Annotated in this window: 22 protein-coding genes and 2 pseudogenes; 19 read left to right on the forward strand and 5 right to left on the reverse strand. The window is 36.5% G+C overall.

Translation table 11 applies throughout. The features are described from left to right. Window positions 1–90 precede the first annotated feature (90 nt). Entirely contained in the window at window positions 91–606 is a 516-nt protein-coding gene (locus tag QN089_RS06435; RefSeq protein WP_285216286.1) for a hypothetical protein, read from the reverse strand. A gap of 130 nt (window positions 607–736) precedes the next feature. On the opposite strand from QN089_RS06435, the gene QN089_RS06440 reads away from it, so the two are divergent. Next, window positions 737–1,291 (forward strand): DJ-1/PfpI family protein, encoded by a 555-nt coding sequence (locus QN089_RS06440; protein ID WP_087680495.1) that lies wholly within the window; start codon window positions 737–739, stop codon window positions 1,289–1,291. Between the two features lie 249 nt (window positions 1,292–1,540). Here the strand turns inward: QN089_RS06440 and QN089_RS06445 are convergent, their stop codons facing one another. Genes QN089_RS06445 through QN089_RS06460 form a run of 4 tightly spaced genes read right to left on the reverse strand, consistent with a single transcriptional unit; the run spans window position 1,541 to window position 4,506 of the window. Further along, on the reverse strand, window positions 1,541–2,305 hold the full coding sequence (locus QN089_RS06445; RefSeq protein WP_285216287.1) for an ABC transporter permease: 765 nt from the start codon (window positions 2,303–2,305) through the stop codon (window positions 1,541–1,543). Next, on the reverse strand, window positions 2,302–3,198 hold the full coding sequence (locus QN089_RS06450; RefSeq protein ID WP_087680493.1) for an ABC transporter ATP-binding protein: 897 nt from the start codon (window positions 3,196–3,198) through the stop codon (window positions 2,302–2,304). The genes QN089_RS06445 and QN089_RS06450 overlap by 4 nt, the downstream gene beginning before the upstream one ends. Then, the gene (locus tag QN089_RS06455; RefSeq protein WP_068453720.1) at window positions 3,185–3,397 is read right to left on the reverse strand and encodes a PLD nuclease N-terminal domain-containing protein; all 213 of its coding nucleotides are present in this window, start codon (window positions 3,395–3,397) and stop codon (window positions 3,185–3,187) included. Before QN089_RS06455 ends, QN089_RS06450 begins: the two co-directional genes overlap by 14 nt. Further along, the gene (locus QN089_RS06460) at window positions 3,397–4,506 is read right to left on the reverse strand and encodes a helix-turn-helix domain-containing protein (protein WP_285216288.1); all 1,110 of its coding nucleotides are present in this window, start codon (window positions 4,504–4,506) and stop codon (window positions 3,397–3,399) included. Before QN089_RS06460 ends, QN089_RS06455 begins: the two co-directional genes overlap by 1 nt. Window positions 4,507–4,627: 121 nt before the next feature. On the opposite strand from QN089_RS06460, the gene QN089_RS06465 reads away from it, so the two are divergent. The 18 genes and pseudogenes from QN089_RS06465 (at window position 4,628) to QN089_RS06545 (ending at window position 19,566) form a co-directional block, all read left to right on the forward strand. Continuing rightward, the gene (locus QN089_RS06465) at window positions 4,628–5,599 is read left to right on the forward strand and encodes a tetratricopeptide repeat protein (RefSeq protein ID WP_285216289.1); all 972 of its coding nucleotides are present in this window, start codon (window positions 4,628–4,630) and stop codon (window positions 5,597–5,599) included. Window positions 5,600–5,604: 5 nt separating this feature from the next. After that, window positions 5,605–6,294: a copper homeostasis protein CutC gene (locus QN089_RS06470; protein WP_285216290.1), complete on the forward strand. Its 690-nt coding sequence runs from the start codon at window positions 5,605–5,607 to the stop codon at window positions 6,292–6,294. Continuing rightward, window positions 6,291–7,043 (forward strand): annotated as a pseudogene (locus tag QN089_RS06475) (HAD-IIB family hydrolase). Before QN089_RS06470 ends, QN089_RS06475 begins: the two are co-directional and overlap by 4 nt. 395 nt (window positions 7,044–7,438) lie before the next feature. Continuing rightward, a complete protein-coding gene (locus tag QN089_RS06480) occupies window positions 7,439–7,936 on the forward strand; it encodes a DNA recombinase (protein WP_285216291.1) in 498 nt (165 codons plus the stop codon). Continuing rightward, window positions 7,937–8,281, forward strand: coding sequence for a recombinase (locus QN089_RS06485; RefSeq protein ID WP_481810426.1), 345 nt, complete (start codon window positions 7,937–7,939; stop codon window positions 8,279–8,281). Between the two features lie 68 nt (window positions 8,282–8,349). Next, window positions 8,350–8,898 carry a recombinase family protein gene (locus QN089_RS16060; RefSeq protein ID WP_481810427.1) on the forward strand — a complete coding sequence of 183 codons (549 nt, stop codon included), beginning with the start codon at window positions 8,350–8,352 and terminating at the stop codon, window positions 8,896–8,898. Between the two features lie 7 nt (window positions 8,899–8,905). Continuing rightward, on the forward strand, window positions 8,906–9,913 hold the full coding sequence (locus tag QN089_RS06490; protein ID WP_481810428.1) for a recombinase family protein: 1,008 nt from the start codon (window positions 8,906–8,908) through the stop codon (window positions 9,911–9,913). Between the two features lie 142 nt (window positions 9,914–10,055). Continuing rightward, a complete protein-coding gene (locus tag QN089_RS06495; protein ID WP_105137353.1) occupies window positions 10,056–10,277 on the forward strand; it encodes a helix-turn-helix domain-containing protein in 222 nt (73 codons plus the stop codon). A gap of 18 nt (window positions 10,278–10,295) precedes the next feature. Further along, window positions 10,296–11,150, forward strand: coding sequence for a nucleotidyltransferase domain-containing protein (locus tag QN089_RS06500; RefSeq protein ID WP_481810429.1), 855 nt, complete (start codon window positions 10,296–10,298; stop codon window positions 11,148–11,150). After that, window positions 11,147–11,881, forward strand: a complete 735-nt coding sequence (locus tag QN089_RS06505) for a class I SAM-dependent methyltransferase (RefSeq protein WP_285216292.1) — start codon at window positions 11,147–11,149, stop codon at window positions 11,879–11,881. Before QN089_RS06500 ends, QN089_RS06505 begins: the two co-directional genes overlap by 4 nt. A gap of 32 nt (window positions 11,882–11,913) precedes the next feature. Beyond that, window positions 11,914–12,822, forward strand: coding sequence for an aminoglycoside nucleotidyltransferase ANT(6)-Ia (locus QN089_RS06510; protein ID WP_001255866.1), 909 nt, complete (start codon window positions 11,914–11,916; stop codon window positions 12,820–12,822). Continuing rightward, entirely contained in the window at window positions 12,819–13,361 is a 543-nt protein-coding gene (gene sat4 / locus QN089_RS06515) for a streptothricin N-acetyltransferase Sat4 (RefSeq protein WP_000627290.1), read from the forward strand. The genes QN089_RS06510 and sat4 overlap by 4 nt, the downstream gene beginning before the upstream one ends. 92 nt (window positions 13,362–13,453) lie before the next feature. Continuing rightward, window positions 13,454–14,248, forward strand: coding sequence for an aminoglycoside O-phosphotransferase APH(3')-IIIa (aph(3')-IIIa, locus tag QN089_RS06520; protein WP_001096887.1), 795 nt, complete (start codon window positions 13,454–13,456; stop codon window positions 14,246–14,248). A 409-nt stretch (window positions 14,249–14,657) separates the two neighbouring features. Further along, window positions 14,658–14,741: pseudogene (locus QN089_RS06525) on the forward strand (MLS leader peptide); the annotation flags it as partial. A gap of 48 nt (window positions 14,742–14,789) precedes the next feature. After that, window positions 14,790–14,873: a 23S rRNA methyltransferase attenuation leader peptide gene (locus tag QN089_RS06530; protein WP_001814874.1), complete on the forward strand. Its 84-nt coding sequence runs from the start codon at window positions 14,790–14,792 to the stop codon at window positions 14,871–14,873. A 124-nt stretch (window positions 14,874–14,997) separates the two neighbouring features. Then, window positions 14,998–15,735, forward strand: a complete 738-nt coding sequence (erm(B), locus tag QN089_RS06535) for a 23S rRNA (adenine(2058)-N(6))-methyltransferase Erm(B) (protein ID WP_001038790.1) — start codon at window positions 14,998–15,000, stop codon at window positions 15,733–15,735. Between the two features lie 354 nt (window positions 15,736–16,089). Then, on the forward strand, window positions 16,090–16,644 hold the full coding sequence (locus QN089_RS06540; RefSeq protein ID WP_000576156.1) for a recombinase family protein: 555 nt from the start codon (window positions 16,090–16,092) through the stop codon (window positions 16,642–16,644). A 3-nt stretch (window positions 16,645–16,647) separates the two neighbouring features. Then, a complete protein-coding gene (locus QN089_RS06545; protein WP_001240982.1) occupies window positions 16,648–19,566 on the forward strand; it encodes a Tn3 family transposase in 2,919 nt (972 codons plus the stop codon). The last annotated feature ends 72 nt before the right edge of the window (window positions 19,567–19,638 follow it).

Genomic DNA, 19,638 nt, shown 5'->3' on the forward strand with positions numbered 1-19,638 from the left:
TCGTGTAAACGATTCTTTTCTTTTATATAGATCTAGAGATAGGATTAACTTGATTAGAAATATATTGTAAATCTATGCTTTGAACTTCATTTAGTTATGTTCGTAATATGTATCGTACAGTGGTTTAAATGATTTTTTTAACATTTGTATATTTTCTGTATTATTTGAAATGATATCGATTACATCAGAGTTTACATACAACAAAAAATCATCAGAATAGAATACTATATATGATTCAGGATTTCCTTTTTTAATAGAGGAACAGTAATGATATACATCTGTACAATTTAGTTTTTTTAGTTTCGTTAAAATAACTCGACCATCTGGAGTGTGGTATAGATTTTCGGTGATTTCTTGCCAATTTTTTAATTGAATGACTTTTCCAATCCCTGTTTTAACATATATATTTTTATTTTGAAAAATATAACCAGAAATAAAAATTGTTTGTATAGATTTAGTTTTGAATATTTTTTCTAAAATGGATTTCAAGTTTTTTAATGTGAGTTTATCTAAAATGAATCTTATTCTTTTATGATGATTCGTTTGAAAATAAGGCGTTTCTTTATTGGGTGTAAAGTCAATGTTCAAGTTTTTTAGTTCAACCATTAATAGAGTCTCCAATCTTTTTATAATCTTAATTATGAAATTCTTTTGTAAAATAATCAATAAAATAAAGGATTTTCCTTTTGTAGCTCGAATATGAAAAGTGTACGACTAATCAAAGGAGTGGATTTAGATGTCGAAAAAAGTGTTAATCATTGCAGGAGATGCAGTAGAGGCTTTAGAAGTATACTATCCATATTATCGTTGTTTAGAGCAAGGGTATGATGTGACGATTGCAGCGCCAAGCGTGAAAAAGATGCAAACTGTGATTCATGATTTTATTGATGGCATGGACACATATGTTGAGAAAACAGGCTATGGTTTAGAAGCAAATGCAGCTTTCGAAGATGTAAATCCAGATGAATTTGATGGTTTAATCATTCCTGGCGGGAGAGCGCCTGAATATTTACGTTTGAATGACCATGTAGCGAAGATTGTCCGTCATTTCTTTGAAGCAGACAAACCAGTTGCGGCTGTCTGTCACGCGGCACAAATTTTTGCGGTGATTCCAGATGTTATTAAGGGACGTGAGCTAACAGCTTATATCGCTTGTAAACCAGAAGTACAGGCAGCAGGTGCAACATATGTTGAAGAACATCTGCATACAGAAGGAAATCTTGTATCAGGACATGCATGGCCTGATTTACCAGGATTAATGAAAGGCTTTATTCAATTACTTGAAAAATAAATAATTCTAATGAGAAACGGCAACAAATGCTGTTTCTCATTTTTTGTAGAGCTAGTGTGATAACGCTACACTTCAGAACTATGTGGAGAGATACACTTCGCTGTATATAAAAACAGGTTGGGACATAAATGCAAAAAAACACATCCCACATGAGCATAAGAAAAACTGGACTCGCGCTATAGCGCGAGTCCAGTTTTTCGTTGCGAACGCTAAAAATGGGAAGTGACTTGTTTTGTCCCAGCCTGTCTTTTAAATTCCTTTTCGATTAAAGAGAACAATAGCAAGCAGGTGGCAGGCGATTATACAAATACTTGTTGTAATCAGAACACCTGTATAGTCGGACCAGACGTATTCACCTTGGAGTACTAAATTATTTTCAGAGATGAGACGAATGAATGATAGATCTTTTAATTTCTCGAATAGTGAAATAATAAAAAGAACGATGAGAATGCCAACCGCAAATAATAATGTGCCAAAGAATGAGCGGAATAAGACATTACCTAAAATTAAGACGGAAGCGACGAAAATACCGAACAGCCAGAGTAAAAAGACAGATAAGAATAAATGCTGAACGTCTTCTTTCGGCCAGTAGTAGATTGTATAAGCATAAACGACAAGTACGGATAACACGTAAACAATCGTCCACATGATCATAGAGAATAATGATTTGACGAGTATGACAGATGTACGTGACAATCCTTTCGTTAATGGAATCACGAGTGTACCATGTTGGCGCTCATTTGCTAAGCTCGCACCGAAGATTAGGACGAAAACGAATAAGCCGATTTGTGAAAAGTTTTTAAAGAATTGTTGCCACGAATCGAGTGCTGTCGGTATCGGGAACGAGTCTGCTACATCTTTTGGTAAGAAGTTCCCTAAAATTTCAGGCATGAATTTTGCAGTGAGAGGACTAGAAAATGCAAGAATGAAAAAGACGGTTGCTAGAATGAGCAGTCTATAGTTGCGGAGGAAGTCTATCCATTCTTTCTTAAAAAGTGCCGATACTTGATTCATGATTGAATCACCTCCAAAAAGACATCTTCGAGTGTCGATTGTTCAATCTCAATGGATTGAATGGCAATCTGTTGCTGAATACATTGTTCGAAAATCTGTTGTTGTGTTGCAAGTAAATTCGTCGATGGAATCGTGAATGTTGTACCGCTCTGTGTCGCATTCGTTAAAAGCGGCTTTAGTTTTTCAGCGTCAGCCATTTGCTGTACGACAACGCGTAAAATCGGTTTTTGATGTTGTTTTAAAATATCCGATACTTTACCGCTCAATTGGAACGTACCATTGTGTAAAAAGGCGACGCGGTCACAAATTTTCTCGGCATCACTTAAAATATGCGTTGAGAAAATAACGGTGGTTTCATGTTTAATTTTTTGCAAAATCTCAATCATTTCGCGGCGACCTACAGGATCGAGTGCGGAAGTCGGTTCATCACAGATCAATACTTTCGGTTGGTGAATGAGTGCCTGTGCAATGCCAAGACGTTGCTTCATACCGCGTGAAAATCCACCAATACGCTTACGGTTGAAGGGAAGACCCACTAAAGCTAAATATCTTTTTGCTCGTTCTACGCGTACTTTTTTATCTAATCCTGTAACTTCACCACAAAATAGTAAATATTCATAGGCTGTCATATACGGATAGAATGAAGGAACGTCGGGTAAGTAACCGACATGTTGATTCGTCGGTGTGTTACCAAAGCGTACAGATTCGCCTAGAATTCGCACATCTCCCTGATCGGCCTTTAATAACCCCAGCATAATCTTCATTAAGGTTGTTTTACCTGCACCATTTTGTCCAAGTAATCCAAAAATTTGACCTTCTTCTATTTTAATTGAGATATCATTTAAAACAGTATGTGTACCAAACTTTTTATGAATATGATCAATATGAATCATCACGTTCACCTCGTCCGAATAAGAAATAAACAATTGGTCCAATAATCTGGATGAATAATACGATGAGAATCCACATGATGCGGTTACCAAAGCGATAGTGTGGGTGGCGAATAACATGAACGAGTGCAACAATCGCGAGCGTCCATTCTAAAATAATAAGTGGAATTAGAATCGGTAATAGCTCTCTGACTTGATCCATTATGCATTCACTCCTAACATATGTGTTAAATTACTTACTAGCACTTGATAACGTGCATCTTGTTTTAATGGCTCAAACATCGGGTTTTTTTCAACAATATCTAGCAGACTTTGACGTAGAGAGGCTTCATCGCGTGGCATTGTCTGACCTAAATCAAGTTCGCGTAATAGCCATTCATCTACTTTATTAAAGTAATCGTCTCCATGTAATGTAATCGGGAACGGTGTTTGTTCAATTACATGTAAGTAGCGCTGTAAAGCTTCAAAAGCAGCATCTAACTTTCCTTGAATGGTATAACCTTGAGCTGCACCAATATACATAGAAATACATGAATTGATATGAAGCGTATCAAGCTGGAATAAACGAATTAAGCCAAAGCCGCGTTCAACCGTCTCTTGAAAACGTTCTTCATCTTGTAATTGCATTTGTAAATAATTTGCGAGAATAAAGACATTACTCACGATTTTTTGAAATAATGAAATTTGATACGTTTCTTCTGCCTTGTCACTTTGTTGTAATTGTAAATAGGCACTTGCAAGCACTAAATCATTCCCCGCATAGGCTTCTACCTCCTCGCCAAAGAGTGCAATGACTTGTTGTGGTTCGTTTTTAATGAGTGCAATTTGCGCTTGTAATGAACGACAAAGTTGTAACAGACGTAGGTCGCTTGATTGTTGTTGAATGCGAATACAGAGCGATTCAGCTAATGATAAAATTTCTTTCGTGCGTTCCCCTGCTAATTGGGTATAATTAAGTAGTAAGACAGAAATTTGCATTAATAAAGGGAAACAAGCATAGTATTCTTTAATAATGTTTTGAATTTCAGCATATACCTCATCAAATGGTTTTTGTTGAAAATCATTGGCTAGGCGCATATATAATTGTTGGATGTGTTCTTTTGACATTTGCGGTTCATAACCGAGTAAGTCATCAATCGAACAATTAAAATACGTAGCGAGTTTTGGGAGTACCGACAAATCGGGATAACTCTGATTCGTTTCCCACTTTGAAACAGCTGCAGTTGATACACCCACATAATGTGCGACATCTTGTTGGGTTTTGCGTTCTTTTTTTCGTAGCGTTACTAAGCGATTTGATAAATCAAACATATGATCAGCTCCTTTACATAAAGTATAAAACTAAAAAAGGGGAAAATCGAACGACTTATATTTATATTTGATTAAAAAAATCAACTATTGGTTGAATAATAGAGAAGGAGTGACGAATTACGTGTCACTGACGGAACAACTAAGAGAAGCTGGGCATCCAGAATTAGCTCAGTATTATGAAGAAAAAAATAAACAAGCGATGATTGCATATATGCGTCAATTTAATGTGGTCGCATATCATACATTGTCACTATTACTTGCGCAATTAGAAGCTGTAACAGAGACAACGAATGAGACAGAAAAGATTTTTTGGCAAGACCTAGACATTGCCATTGAAGAATTTTTAATGGCGGAAAAGGAGACAGATTTCCCATATGTCATAGAAGAATCGCTCGTTACTATCTATGCGCAGGCGATTGCTGGAAATTCAGAAGCGATGATGCAGTTGGCTAAGTACTATCAAGACCAAGAATTATATGAAGCTGCGTATGATTGGTATGCGATTGGTATGCAATTAGAAGTAGGAGAAGCTTACTATTGGCATGGGAATTATGCCTTTTTAGGTCGCGTTATTGAACATGATTTAAAAGTAACGTACGAAGCATATTTACACGCTTCGCAGCTTGGTTACCCAGATGCTGTAAATAATTTAGCAGACATGTATTTACGTGGTGAATATGTGGAACAAGACGACGCAAAAGCGGCAGAAATTTTTAAAGAAGCTGCCAAATTAGGTGTGAAGGAGTCCATGTACACACTTGGCTATTTATACCATCACGGGCGAGGTGTTCTAAAAGATGAAGAACATTCGGCTTATTGGTATCATCAATCGGCGCTACATGGTGATGTTTTTGCGATTAATAAACTAGGACACGAGGCATTCGCAGAAGATGATGGGGAACGTGCACTTAGTTGGTATCAAAAAGCAGCAGATTTGCAAGATCCTTATGGCGAGTATAACGTCGGTTTTTGCTATGAATCGGGTATAGGTACACCAATTGATTTAAAAAAAGCGAAAATATGGTATCAAAGAGCCGCATTACATGGTGATGAAGAAGCGAAAAAGCGTTTAAAAGAACTCGCGAAAGGATGAAGAATGTGCTAGAAGTGATTGTGACAACCGTAGAAGATGCAATTATTGCAGAAGCAGGAGGGGCTGACCGTCTAGAGCTGTGTATTTCCATGGAAGAAGGGGGCATTACACCCAGTCTAGGCAAGATTAAAAATGTGATTAGTGCAGTAAGTATTCCTGTACATGTGATGTTACGACCACATAGTAATAGCTATCATTATACCGTCGAAGATTTTTCAGTTATGTTAGACGATTTACGTGTCATTCAATTATTTGGTGCGCGCGGTGTCGTACTAGGTGGATTAACGAAAGAAAACTTCATCGATAACATTCTATTACAAGATTTACTGCCCCACTGTGAAGGACTCAATGTGACGTTTCACCGTGCATTTGATGAAGTGGAAGATCAAATTGAGGCGTTACGCCAATTAAAAAAATACCCACAAATTAAGCAGGTTCTAACTTCAGGTGGTCCAGGGACAGCGCTTGATAATCTAATACAAATAGAGGCATTACTTTATGAAACATCGCATGAACGAATGCATATTTTAGCAGCTTCAGGAATTGACCCAACGAATGTAGCACAATTACTTGAAATTGGTGTAACGAATATTCATGTAGGCTCGGGCGTACGTTTTGGGAAAAGTTTTCATCAGCCAATTAATATCGAAATGATTCGTAAAATAAAACAATTAATGGAGAGCTATTTAACATGACTGCATTTGTATTTGATTTAGATGGTACGATTTGTTTTAAAGGACAACCTCTACAAACGGATATTTTGGCTGCATTTGAACAGTTGGAAGAAGATGATCATGAGGTTGTTTTTGCTTCTGCACGCCCGATTCGTGATATGTACCCAGTCTTACCGAAGTATTATTGGCATCATTGGATGATTGGTGGGAACGGGGCATTTATTTTTAATGGTGAAAAAGTAGAAGTGCATGCTTTTTCGAAAGAAGTGCGTGAAAAAATAGACGAACTTATTGAAGAGCATCGTCTCATGTATTTAATGGATAGTGCATAGGATTATAGTTTTACAGGTTCAAACACACATCCAATCTATACACAGCTTGATTCACTCAAGCTTGCTGAGAATAAAGAGAGACAGCAATTGAGTGATTGGGTAAAGTGTGTGCTATTTACAGAAGATGAGATGATTTTTCAATCATTAGAAGCAATGGATTGTGTCATCCATCGACATCAAAAAGAAGGTATTTTAGATATTAGTCCTTGTGGTATCACAAAAGAAGCAGGACTAAAGCAGCTCGGTATTCTGCCAGGTACATATATTGCATTTGGTAATGATCAAAATGATTGTCGTATGTTAGAAGAGGCAAAAATATCTGTTTGTGTAGGTGGAAATGAAGAAGTAAGGAAGTATGCGACGTATGGATGTAACGAACAACAAGTGGCGCATATGATGAGACAATTATCGAATGAATGGAAAGAAATTAACATATAGATTATATAATAAAGCATAAATTTCTTTAAGTTTATGCTTTTTTTATGAAAAAATGTCAAAAAAGTGAATTTATTTTATATATACCCTGAATAATTCATAGTTTTACTAATAGTCTTTCCTAACATTGATTTAATAGTCTTTAAAGTATTCTGCTTCATCACCCATTAGGTGATGAAAAAAGAACCCCTTTCTGATTTAGCGGACAAATACTTTGACCTAATCTCAGAAGATATAAAAGAAAAAATAATAAAATATCCGATTTATACTTTGTATAAAGAACTAAAGTAGTTAGCAAATCATTTACAGCAAATCACTATGTTCCACATACCATTTTACATACTTACCTTATCCACGACACATGTTGAGATAGTATCGAAGATAAAGAAAGTTGCTCCATGTTGTTTTTGCGAGATGGGGAAATCAAAGCCACATTGACAACCATGATGAATAAGCTTGCTTTCAGTCATAAGCTAATCCTAGAACCACTTTTCAAGTCAGTTAGCCAAATCGATGAAGAAAGCGACCGTGAAAGAATGGACGCTATTGATAAGCTAATGGAGCAACTATTGGAAGAACGCAATACCCTTATTGCACTGATGTCCAAAGGTTTCCTAGAACCTGCTCTTTTTAATCAGGAACGAAATGTTTTAGATAGTGAGATTAAAAATCTTACTACCGAAAAAACAAACCTGGTAACGAACTCTGCGAGTGGGGTTTTGCGAGCAAACGAGATAAAGGACCTCATTAATTATGTGTCAGCAGATAATTTTAATGGTGACTACACGGAAGAACTATTTGAAGAATTTGTAGTGAACATCATTGTAAATTCCAGGGATGAGCTGACATTCAATTTGAAATGCGGTCTTTCCCTGAAAGAAAAGGTGATGAGATAAATGGCATATATTCCATATGGATACAAAATTCAAGATGGAGTGGTTACTGTCGATGAAAAGGCAGCAGGTCAAGTAAAGGTATTCTTTGAGAAATACATATCAGGACTATCCCTTACAGTGGCTGGCGAACAGGCAGGTATTGAAAAGACACATTCTGTGATGGGGCGCATTTTGAAAAACGTCAACTACCTTGGAAATGATACGTATCCAGCAATTATTGATAAAGAGATATTTGATAAAGCTGAAGAAGTTAGAGATAAACGTGCAAAGGATTTAGGACGAGTGGTAGAGCTTGCCGCTTTCTCCCCCTCCCAAAGAACGATTCAAAATGAAAAAGGCAGATAATAAGATGCCAGTGGATCCTTTTGAACGAGCAGAATACTTATACAGTCTGATAGAAAGCGAGGAATAAAGTGACAGAGAAAAATATAATGGTTATTCCTGCTCGTAAAAGAGTAGGAAGTACAGCCGCAAAAGAAAAGATAAAGAAACTTCGTGTTGCTGCCTATTGCCGTGTTTCTACAGAAACAGAAGAACAAAATTCTAGCTATGAGGTTCAGGTCTCACACTATACAGAGTTTATAAAGAAAAATAATGAATGGGAGTTTGCTGGCATCTTTGCAGATGATGGTATCTCTGGTACGAACACTAAAAAGCGTGACGAATTTAATCGCATGATTGCAGAGTGTATGGACGGTAACATCGACATGGTTATTACAAAATCCATCAGCCGATTTGCGCGTAACACCCTAGACTGCCTTCAATACATTAGACAGCTCAAGGATAAGAACATATCAGTTTATTTTGAGAAAGAGAACATCAACACCACGGATGCCAAAGGTGAGGTTTTGCTGACTATTATGGCATCTTTGGCACAGCAGGAAAGCCAGAGCCTTTCACAAAACGTTAAGCTTGGGCTACAAGTACCGATACCAACAAGGAAAGGTGCAGGTCAACCATAAGCGATTTATGGGCTACACGAAAGATGAAGATGGAAATTTAACTATTGTCCCCGAAGAAGCTGAGATTATCAAACGCATCTACCGAGAATACCTTGAGGGTCAGAGTCTAGTGGGCATTGGTCGAGCCCTTGAAAAGGATGGTATTTTAACAGCAGCGGGAAAACCAAGATGGCGACCAGAATCAGTTAAGAAGATACTTCAAAACGAAAAATACATCGGAGATGCCCTTCTGCAAAAGACTGTCACAGTAGATTTTCTGACCAAGAAACGAGTGAAAAATGAAGGGCATGTTCCCCAATATTATGTTGAAAATAGCCATGAAGCGATTATTCCTAAAGAGTTATTTTTGCAGGCGCAAGAAGAAATTCATCGGAGAAGCAATATCTACACAGGAGAAGGCAAGAACAAAAGAATTTACAGTAGCAAGTACGCTTTAAGTGCCATCACCTTCTGTGGAGATTGTGGCGATATTTATAGACGGGTCTATTGGAATATCCACGGAAGAAAAGAATTTGTCTGGCGATGCGTGACTAGAATCGAGCAAGGTCCTGAAGTTTGTAAGAACCGAACCGTAAAAGAAGATGAACTTTATGGTGCAGTAATGACTGCGATTAATAAGCTACTTGCAGGTGGGAACAATATGATAAAGACACTGGAAGAGAATATTCATGCTGTGATTGGCGAAACGACAGAATACCAAATTTCAGAGATTAACAACTCACTAGAGGAAAAACAAAAAGAACTAATCAAGCTGGCTAATAAGGGTCAAGATTATGAACATCTAGCAGATGAGATTGATGAGCTGAGAGACAAGCGACAGATCCTTTTAGTAGAAGATGCCTCCCTCAGTGGCGAGAACGAGCGAATCAATGAGCTGATTGAATTTATCCGCAAGAACAAATTCCGCACCTTAGAATATGATGATAAGCTTGTAAGGAAGATAATCCAGAGCGTTACAGTCTATGAAGACCACTTCGTCATAGCCTTCAAATCTGGCTTCGAAATGGAAATATGAAAACCAGAAGTAAATAGCCCATGACTCTACAGTAGAGTTGTGGGTTTTCTTTTGCTTGCTGATTATAATAATATTTTAATAACTATTGTGTTTATCAACTAAATGGTTTATAATATTCTTAGCGTAAACTTGGAGGTGCTGTATGACTACGGCAGAAATGATTAAAGAACTGTGTGAGCAAATGAATATAAGTGTTTCCGAACTTGCTAGACGTATTGGCCAGACTCCACAGAATTTCAATAAAAAATTAAAACGGGAAACGGTAACCTTGGATGAGTTGAAAGCCATCGCAGATGTACTGGGCGTCAGGTTTGAGCAGGCATTTATATTGCCTGATGGAAATGAAATTAAGATAGGTAATTGAGTAAAGGAGGATGTTTATATGGTAGGTAATGTTATTCAAATAGTAACAGAGAAATTATCATCTTTGCCTTTTATAGAAGGCATCGTATTAGGGGGCTCACGTGCAAGAGGCACCCATACAGAAAATTCTGATATAGATATCGGAATTTATTACAATCAAGAATCATTTGACCTGACAGCGATTAACCAAATTGCTACAGAGTTGGATGATGAGAATAGAAACAACCTTGTTGTACCTCCCGGAGCGTGGGGTGATTGGATCAATGGCGGCGGATGGTTAGTTATGAACGGGTATCATGTTGATCTGATTTTACGTGATATAAAACGGGTGGAACAAATAATCAAAGATACGGAGCAAGGAATTGTTACTGCAAATTATCAGACCGGGCATCCCCATGGTTATATAAGTGCTATGTATCGTGGAGAATTGGCTATCAGCAAGATACAATATGCTAAAAATGAAAGCTTATGCGAATTAAAAAATCAGGCGGAAATTTACCCTGGTGCTCTAAAGAAGAGCTTGATAAACTTTTTTTTATTTGAAGCAGAGTTCTCTTTAATGTTTGTAAAAGCAAATGCGGGAGCAGAGGATAAATATTATATTGCAGGCCATGTTTTTCGTATTATTTCATGCTTAAATCAAGTACTATTTGCATGTAATAATGCTTATTGCATTAACGAAAAGAAAGCTATAAAACTGCTTGAAACTTTTGAATATAAACCTAAAAAATATGCCGAAAGGGTAAATCATATTTTTGAAGTACTCGGTCTTTCACTTTTTGAATGCTACGATATGACCGAGAAGCTTTATAAAGAAGTGAAAAAAATTGCAACGGAGATAAATAACTTTTTAAACGAGGGGGAATTCAGATGAAAGAAAACAAATATGATGATAATATATTTTTTCAAAAATACAGTCAAATGAGTCGCTCACAGCAGGGACTAGCCGGTGCAGGAGAATGGGAGACTTTGAAAAAGATGCTACCTGATTTTAAGGGTAAGCGTGTGCTTGATTTAGGATGCGGCTATGGATGGCACTGTATATATGCGATGGAAAACGGTGCTTCCTCTGTAGTAGGTGTTGATATTTCTCATAAAATGCTCGAAGTAGCAAAAGGAAAAACCCATTTTCCACAGATTGAATATGAATGCTGTGCCATAGAAGATGTGGATTTCCCAGAGGAGAGCTTTGATGTAATACTAAGTTCGCTTGCGTTTCATTATGTAGCAGACTATGAGAATTTAATAAAAAAGATATATAGGATGCTGAAGGCTGGTGGTAAGCTAGTTTTTACGGTTGAACATCCTGTTTTTACTGCCTATGGAACACAAGACTGGTATTATAACGAAAAAGGAGAAATACTGCATTTCCCGGTGGACAATTATTATTATGAGGGCAAACGGACAGCTATGTTTTTGGAAGAAAAGGTTACAAAATATCATAGAACACTGACCACATATCTAAATACACTGCTTTCAAATAGTTTTATAATAAATCAGATTGTGGAGCCACAGCCGCCAGAGAACATGATGGATATTCCGGGGATGGCGGATGAAATGCGACGCCCAATGATGCTGATTGTATCGGCAAAAAAGAAGATGTAATAATATAGAAAAAATAAACGAGGAGTATGTAAATGAGATCAGAAAAAGAAATGATGGATTTAGTACTTTCTTTAGCAGAACAGGATGAACGTATTCGAATTGTGACCCTTGAGGGGTCACGCGCAAATATTAATATACCTAAAGATGAATTTCAGGATTATGATATTACATATTTTGTAAGTGATATAGAACCGTTTATATCTAATGATGACTGGCTTAATCAATTTGGGAATATAATAATGATGCAAAAGCCGGAGGATATGGAATTATTCCCACCTGAAGAAAAGGGATTTTCCTATCTTATGCTATTTGATGATTACAATAAAATTGATCTTACCTTATTGCCCTTGGAAGAGTTAGATAATTACCTAAAGGGCGATAAATTAATAAAGGTTCTAATTGATAAAGATTGTAGAATTAAAAGGGACATAGTTCCGACTGATATAGATTATCATGTAAGAAAGCCAAGCGCAAGGGAGTATGATGATTGCTGCAATGAATTTTGGAATGTAACACCTTATGTTATTAAAGGATTGTGCCGTAAGGAAATTTTATTTGCTATTGATCATTTTAATCAGATTGTTCGCCATGAGCTGCTGAGAATGATATCATGGAAGGTCGGCATCGAAACAGGCTTTAAATTAAGTGTAGGCAAGAACTATAAGTTTATTGAAAGGTATATATCCGAGGATTTGTGGGAGAAACTTTTGTCCACCTACCGGATGGATTCCTATGAAAACATATGGGAAGCATTATTTCTATGCCATCAATTGTTCAGGGCGGTATCCGGTGAGGTGGCGGAAAGGCTTCATTATGCCTATCCGGAGTATGATAGGAATATAACAAAATATACCAGGGACATGTATAAAAAATACACTGGTAAAACCGGCTGCCTGGATAGCACATATGCCGCTGATATAGAAGAGAGGCGGGAACAGTGATTACAGAAATGAAAGCAGGGCACCTGAAAGATATCGATAAACCCAGCGAACCATTTGAGGTGATAGGTAAGATTATACCGAGGTATGAAAACGAGAATTGGACCTTTACAGAATTACTCTATGAAGCGCCATATTTAAAAAGCTACCAAGACGAAGAGGATGAAGAGGATGAGGAGGCAGATTGCCTTGAATATATTGACAATACTGATAAGATAATATATCTTTACTACCAAGACGATAAATGCGTCGGAAAAGTTAAACTGCGAAAAAATTGGAACCGGTACGCTTATATAGAAGATATCGCCGTATGTAAGGATTTCAGGGGGCAAGGCATAGGCAGCGCGCTTATCAATATATCTATAGAATGGGCAAAGCATAAAAACTTGCATGGACTAATGCTTGAAACCCAGGACAATAACCTTATAGCTTGTAAATTCTATCATAATTGTGGTTTCAAAATCGGCTCCGTCGATACTATGTTATACGCCAACTTTGAAAACAACTTTGAAAAAGCTGTTTTCTGGTATTTAAGGTTTTAGAATGCAAGGAACAGTGAATTGGAGTTCGTCTTGTTATAATTAGCTTCTTGGGGTATCTTTAAATACTGTAGAAAAGAGGAAGGAAATAATAAATGGCTAAAATGAGAATATCACCGGAATTGAAAAAACTGATCGAAAAATACCGCTGCGTAAAAGATACGGAAGGAATGTCTCCTGCTAAGGTATATAAGCTGGTGGGAGAAAATGAAAACCTATATTTAAAAATGACGGACAGCCGGTATAAAGGGACCACCTATGATGTGGAACGGGAAAAGGACATGATGCTATGGCTGGAAGGAAAGCTGCCTGTTCCAAAGGTCCTGCACTTTGAACGGCATGATGGCTGGAGCAATCTGCTCATGAGTGAGGCCGATGGCGTCCTTTGCTCGGAAGAGTATGAAGATGAACAAAGCCCTGAAAAGATTATCGAGCTGTATGCGGAGTGCATCAGGCTCTTTCACTCCATCGACATATCGGATTGTCCCTATACGAATAGCTTAGACAGCCGCTTAGCCGAATTGGATTACTTACTGAATAACGATCTGGCCGATGTGGATTGCGAAAACTGGGAAGAAGACACTCCATTTAAAGATCCGCGCGAGCTGTATGATTTTTTAAAGACGGAAAAGCCCGAAGAGGAACTTGTCTTTTCCCACGGCGACCTGGGAGACAGCAACATCTTTGTGAAAGATGGCAAAGTAAGTGGCTTTATTGATCTTGGGAGAAGCGGCAGGGCGGACAAGTGGTATGACATTGCCTTCTGCGTCCGGTCGATCAGGGAGGATATCGGGGAAGAACAGTATGTCGAGCTATTTTTTGACTTACTGGGGATCAAGCCTGATTGGGAGAAAATAAAATATTATATTTTACTGGATGAATTGTTTTAGTACCTAGATTTAGATGTCTAAAAAGCTTTAACTACAAGCTTTTTAGACATCTAATCTTTTCTGAAGTACATCCGCAACTGTCCATACTCTGATGTTTTATATCTTTTCTAAAAGTTCGCTAGATAGGGGTCCCGAGCGCCTACGAGGAATTTGTATCGATAAGAAATAGATTTAAAAATTTCGCTGTTATTTTGTACATTTAACTTGACGGTGACATCTCTCTATTGTGAGTTATTAGTGGTACAGTTTTCAACCGTTTTAATTATAAAAAAGTGGTGCATTTTTAAATTGGCACAAACAGGTAACGGTTATTGCAGGTGTATTTCTTATCTATGGGTTTAACATGGATTTTATCATTAAAATCATGAGTATTGTCCGAGAGTGATTGGTCTTGCGTATGGTTAACCCTAAAGTTATGGAAATAAGACTTAGAAGCAAACTTAAGAGTGTGTTGATAGTGCATTATCTTAAAATTTTGTATAATAGGAATTGAAGTTAAATTAGATGCTAAAAATTTGTAATTAAGAAGGAGGGATTCGTCATGTTGGTATTCCAAATGCGTAATGTAGATAAAACATCTACTGTTTTGAAACAGACTAAAAACAGTGATTACGCAGATAAATAAATACGTTAGATTAATTCCTACCAGTGACTAATCTTATGACTTTTTAAACAGATAACTAAAATTACAAACAAATCGTTTAACTTCTGTATTTATTTATAGATGTAATCACTTCAGGAGTGATTACATGAACAAAAATATAAAATATTCTCAAAACTTTTTAACGAGTGAAAAAGTACTCAACCAAATAATAAAACAATTGAATTTAAAAGAAACCGATACCGTTTACGAAATTGGAACAGGTAAAGGGCATTTAACGACGAAACTGGCTAAAATAAGTAAACAGGTAACGTCTATTGAATTAGACAGTCATCTATTCAACTTATCGTCAGAAAAATTAAAACTGAACATTCGTGTCACTTTAATTCACCAAGATATTCTACAGTTTCAATTCCCTAACAAACAGAGGTATAAAATTGTTGGGAATATTCCTTACCATTTAAGCACACAAATTATTAAAAAAGTGGTTTTTGAAAGCCATGCGTCTGACATCTATCTGATTGTTGAAGAAGGATTCTACAAGCGTACCTTGGATATTCACCGAACACTAGGGTTGCTCTTGCACACTCAAGTCTCGATTCAGCAATTGCTTAAGCTGCCAGCGGAATGCTTTCATCCTAAACCAAAAGTAAACAGTGTCTTAATAAAACTTACCCGCCATACCACAGATGTTCCAGATAAATATTGGAAGCTATATACGTACTTTGTTTCAAAATGGGTCAATCGAGAATATCGTCAACTGTTTACTAAAAATCAGTTTCATCAAGCAATGAAACACGCCAAAGTAAACAATTTAAGTACCGTTACTTATGAGCAAGTATTGTCTATTTTTAATAGTTATCTATTATTTAACGGGAGGAAATAATTCTATGAGTCGCTTTTGTAAATTTGGAAAGTTACACGTTACTAAAGGGAATGTAGATAAATTATTAGGTATACTACTGACAGCTTCCAAGGAGCTAAAGAGGTCCCTAGCGCCTACGGGGAATTTGTATCGATAAGGAATAGATTTAAAAATTTCGCTGTTATTTTGTACAATAAGGATAAATTTGAATGGTACCATAAACGACCGTTTATGGTACCATTTCATTTTCCTGCTTTTTCTAAATGTTTTTTAAGTAAATCAAGTACCAAAATCCGTTCCTTTTTCATAGTTCCTATATAGTTATACTTAATGAGTTATGGTACATTTAAATTATAAAATTAAGGAGGTTTTTTTATGATTTTTGGCTATGCTCGAGTGAGTACGGATGATCAAAATCTTAGTTTACAAATTGATGCACTTACTCATTATGGAATTGATAAATTATTTCAAGAAAAAGTAACTGGTGCGAAAAAAGACCGACCGCAATTAGAAGAAATGATCAACCTACTACGTGAAGGAGATTCTGTTGTCATTTACAAGTTAGATCGAATTTCACGATCAACTAAACATTTGATTGAACTTTCTGAATTATTTGAAGAACTTAGTGTCAATTTTATATCTATTCAAGATAACGTAGATACTTCAACGTCTATGGGAAGATTCTTTTTCCGAGTTATGGCTAGTTTAGCAGAACTGGAACGGGATATTATTATTGAACGAACTAACTCTGGTCTTAAGGCAGCCAGAGTCCGAGGAAAAAAAGGGGGCCGTCCAAGTAAAGGTAAGCTATCAATTGATTTAGCTTTAAAAATGTATGACAGCAAAGAGTATTCTATTCGTCAAATTCTTGATGCCTCTAAATTAAGCAAAACAACCTTTTACCGTTACCTCAATAAAAGGAATGCTTAAGATATGGCTATGAAAAGAATTTTAACTACTTCACAGCGTGAACAACTTCTTTCTGTAGACCACTTATCAGAAGAGGATTTTAAAGCGTATTTTAGTTTTTCTGATTATGATCTGGAGGTTATTAATCAACACCGTGGAAAGGTCAATAAACTAGGATTTGCGATACAACTTTGTTTGGCCCGGTATCCTGGGTGTTCTTTAAGTAATTGGCCGATTAAATCAACCAGACTAACTTCTTATGTGAGTCGACAGCTCCATCTTGATGCAATTGATTTAAATTCATATGATCATAGAAATACACGTGCAAATCACTTCAACGAGATCTTAGAAGTATTCAACTATCATCGATTCGGTAGTGCTAATACACAAAAACAGTTAATAGAATATTTAATTGAACTAGCTTTAGAAAATGATGACTCTATCTATCTAATGAAAAAAACAATTGATTTCTTAACTCGAAAAAGAATTATTTTTCCATCTATAGCTACACTTGAAGACATTATAAGCCGCTGTCGAGATAAAGCAGAAAACAACTTATTTTCAATATTGCTCTGTTCATTAACAGATATACAAATTGAAAAACTAGAGAGTTTGTTTCAAATTTATGAAGAGACGAAAATAACTAAACTCGCTTGGCTAAAAGACATTCCAGGTAAGGCAAATCCAGAAAGCTTTATGAGTATTTGTAAAAAAGTGGAAGTGATTGCTTCCATGGGACTCGGGACAATTAATGTCTCCCATATTAATCGGAACAGGTTTCTTCAGCTAGCTAGACTAGGGGAAAATTATGATGCATATGACTTCTCCCGTTTTGAGCTTGAAAAAAGATACTCTTTACTTATTGCTTTTTTAGTCAATCATCATCAATATCTGATCGATCAACTGATTGAGATTAATGACCGCATTTTAGCAAGTATTAAACGCAAAGGGACACGTGATTCACAAGAACAGTTAAAAGAAAAAGGAAAATTGGCTACTAAAAAATTGGAACATTATGCTTCTTTAATTGATGCTCTTCACTTTGCAAAAGATAATGATAGTAATCCTTTTGACGAAATTGAACGAATCATGCCTTGGGAAGATTTAGTACAAGATGGAGAAGAAGCTAAAAAAATTACAGGTAATAAAAATCATGGCTATTTAGAAATGGTTCGAAATAAAGCTAATTACCTCCGAAGATACACGCCAATGTTATTGAGGACCCTTTCGTTCAAAGCAACTCCGGCAGCAAATCCAGTCCTCATGGCCCTAACTCAACTAACTGATTTACACAATAGTGGTAAAAGAAAAATACCGGCAGATACTTCTACTGATTTTGTGAGTAAAAAATGGAAAAGCCTTGTTCGGCCAGAAGAGGGGAAAATAGATCGGTCTTACTATGAGTTAGTAGCTTTCACCGAGCTAAAGAACAATATTCGATCAGGAGATATTTCAGTTGAAGGAAGTATGATCCATCGAAATATTGATGATTACTTAGTTGATTTATCTGCTTGTATTGATTCAGAAACTATTCCAGACACGTTTGAGGACTATTTAAAGGATCGGGAAATAATTTTAGATTTACAGCTTCAATTTTATTCGACAGTTGATAAGAGAATTTCAAGAGCAAACCTTAAAAAGTTGGAAAAAGTTACACCTAGCGAAGCAGAAATATATAGAAAAAAACTTTATTCAATAATTCCTAAGATAAGGCTTAGTGATCTTTTAATTGAGGTGGACAGTTGGACCAACTTTTCACAAGAATTTAGTCATGATTCTACAGGGAAACCGCCGAGTGAACAAGAAAGAAAAATTATTTTTGCTGCTTTGCTGGGTTTAGGGATGAATATTGGTCTTGAAAAAATGGCCCAATCAACTCCTGGAATTTCTTATTCTCAGTTAGCCAATGCCAAACAATGGCGCTTTTATAAAGAAGCTCTGACTCGTGCTCAATCTGTTTTGGTTAATTATCAGTTAAAGCTTCCTGTTGCAGACTTTTGGGGTGAAGGAAAAACCACTGCTTCAGACGGAATGCGCGTCCCAGTGGGCGTCTCAGCTCTAAAATCCGATGTTAATCCACATTACAAAAGTATGGAAAAAGGAGCTACAATGATTCGATCAATAAATGATAGGCATACGACTCATCATATCGAGGTTGCTTCAACTAATACAAGGGAAGCTACTCATACCCTTGATGGCCTACTTTATCATGAAACAGATCTAGATATTGAGGAACATTTTACTGATACAAATGGGTATTCTGATCAGGTGTTTGGAATGACCGCATTACTAGGCTTTGATTTTGAACCTCGCATCAGAAATATAAAAAAATCACAATTATTTTCTATCAAATCACCTTCCTACTACCCTAACTTATCAGAAGATATAAGCGGAAAAATCAATGTAAAAATTATTGAAGAAAACTATGATGAAATTAAACGAATCGCCTATTCGATTCAAACAGGAAAAGTATCTAGTTCTTTACTATTAGGAAAGCTAGGCTCATACGCACGTAAGAATAGAGTAGCTCTTGCACTGAGAGAACTAGGTCGCATTGAAAAGAGCATTTTTATGATAGATTATATTACAGATAGTGAGCTACGGCGAAGGATCACTCATGGACTAAATAAGACAGAAGCGATTAATGCTTTAGCTAGAGAACTATTTTTTGGGCGACGCGGAAAATTTATGGAGCGCGATATTCGCCGACAACTTCAAAGTGCTAGTGCGCTTAATGTGTTAATAAATGCAATAAGTATATGGAACGCCGTCTACTTACAAGCAGCTTATAATTATCTCGTCAAAATAGATCCCGAAGTAACTAAGTATATGAAGCATGTATCTCCTATTAATTGGGAGCATATCACTTTTCTTGGAGAGTATAAATTTGACTTGTTATCTATTCCTAAACACTTAAGAGAATTGAATATAAAAAATAAATAGGCCTTGAAACATTGGTTTAGTGGGAATTTGTACCCCTTATCGATACAAATTCCCACTAAGCGCTCGGGACCC

The organism is Kurthia sp. YJT4, from assembly GCF_030219945.1.
Taxonomy (GTDB): domain Bacteria; phylum Bacillota; class Bacilli; order Bacillales_A; family Planococcaceae; genus Kurthia; species Kurthia gibsonii.

Excerpts from the sequence above, each read along its gene's own strand:
- QN089_RS06435 (WP_285216286.1), bottom strand. The coding sequence starts at position 606 with ATGGTTGAACTAAAAAACTTGAACATTGACTTTACACCCAATAAAGAA.
- QN089_RS06440 (WP_087680495.1), top strand. The coding sequence starts at position 737 with ATGTCGAAAAAAGTGTTAATCATTGCAGGAGATGCAGTAGAGGCTTTA.
- QN089_RS06445 (WP_285216287.1), bottom strand. The coding sequence starts at position 2,305 with ATGAATCAAGTATCGGCACTTTTTAAGAAAGAATGGATAGACTTCCTC.
- QN089_RS06450 (WP_087680493.1), bottom strand. The coding sequence starts at position 3,198 with ATGATTCATATTGATCATATTCATAAAAAGTTTGGTACACATACTGTT.
- QN089_RS06455 (WP_068453720.1), bottom strand. The coding sequence starts at position 3,397 with ATGGATCAAGTCAGAGAGCTATTACCGATTCTAATTCCACTTATTATT.
- QN089_RS06460 (WP_285216288.1), bottom strand. The coding sequence starts at position 4,506 with ATGTTTGATTTATCAAATCGCTTAGTAACGCTACGAAAAAAAGAACGC.
- QN089_RS06480 (WP_285216291.1), top strand. The coding sequence starts at position 7,439 with ATGTTGTTTTTGCGAGATGGGGAAATCAAAGCCACATTGACAACCATG.
- QN089_RS06485 (WP_481810426.1), top strand. The coding sequence starts at position 7,937 with ATGGCATATATTCCATATGGATACAAAATTCAAGATGGAGTGGTTACT.
- QN089_RS06490 (WP_481810428.1), top strand. The coding sequence starts at position 8,906 with ATGGGCTACACGAAAGATGAAGATGGAAATTTAACTATTGTCCCCGAA.
- QN089_RS06495 (WP_105137353.1), top strand. The coding sequence starts at position 10,056 with ATGACTACGGCAGAAATGATTAAAGAACTGTGTGAGCAAATGAATATA.
- QN089_RS06500 (WP_481810429.1), top strand. The coding sequence starts at position 10,296 with ATGGTAGGTAATGTTATTCAAATAGTAACAGAGAAATTATCATCTTTG.
- QN089_RS06505 (WP_285216292.1), top strand. The coding sequence starts at position 11,147 with ATGAAAGAAAACAAATATGATGATAATATATTTTTTCAAAAATACAGT.
- QN089_RS06510 (WP_001255866.1), top strand. The coding sequence starts at position 11,914 with ATGAGATCAGAAAAAGAAATGATGGATTTAGTACTTTCTTTAGCAGAA.
- QN089_RS06530 (WP_001814874.1), top strand. The coding sequence starts at position 14,790 with ATGTTGGTATTCCAAATGCGTAATGTAGATAAAACATCTACTGTTTTG.
- QN089_RS06540 (WP_000576156.1), top strand. The coding sequence starts at position 16,090 with ATGATTTTTGGCTATGCTCGAGTGAGTACGGATGATCAAAATCTTAGT.
- QN089_RS06545 (WP_001240982.1), top strand. The coding sequence starts at position 16,648 with ATGGCTATGAAAAGAATTTTAACTACTTCACAGCGTGAACAACTTCTT.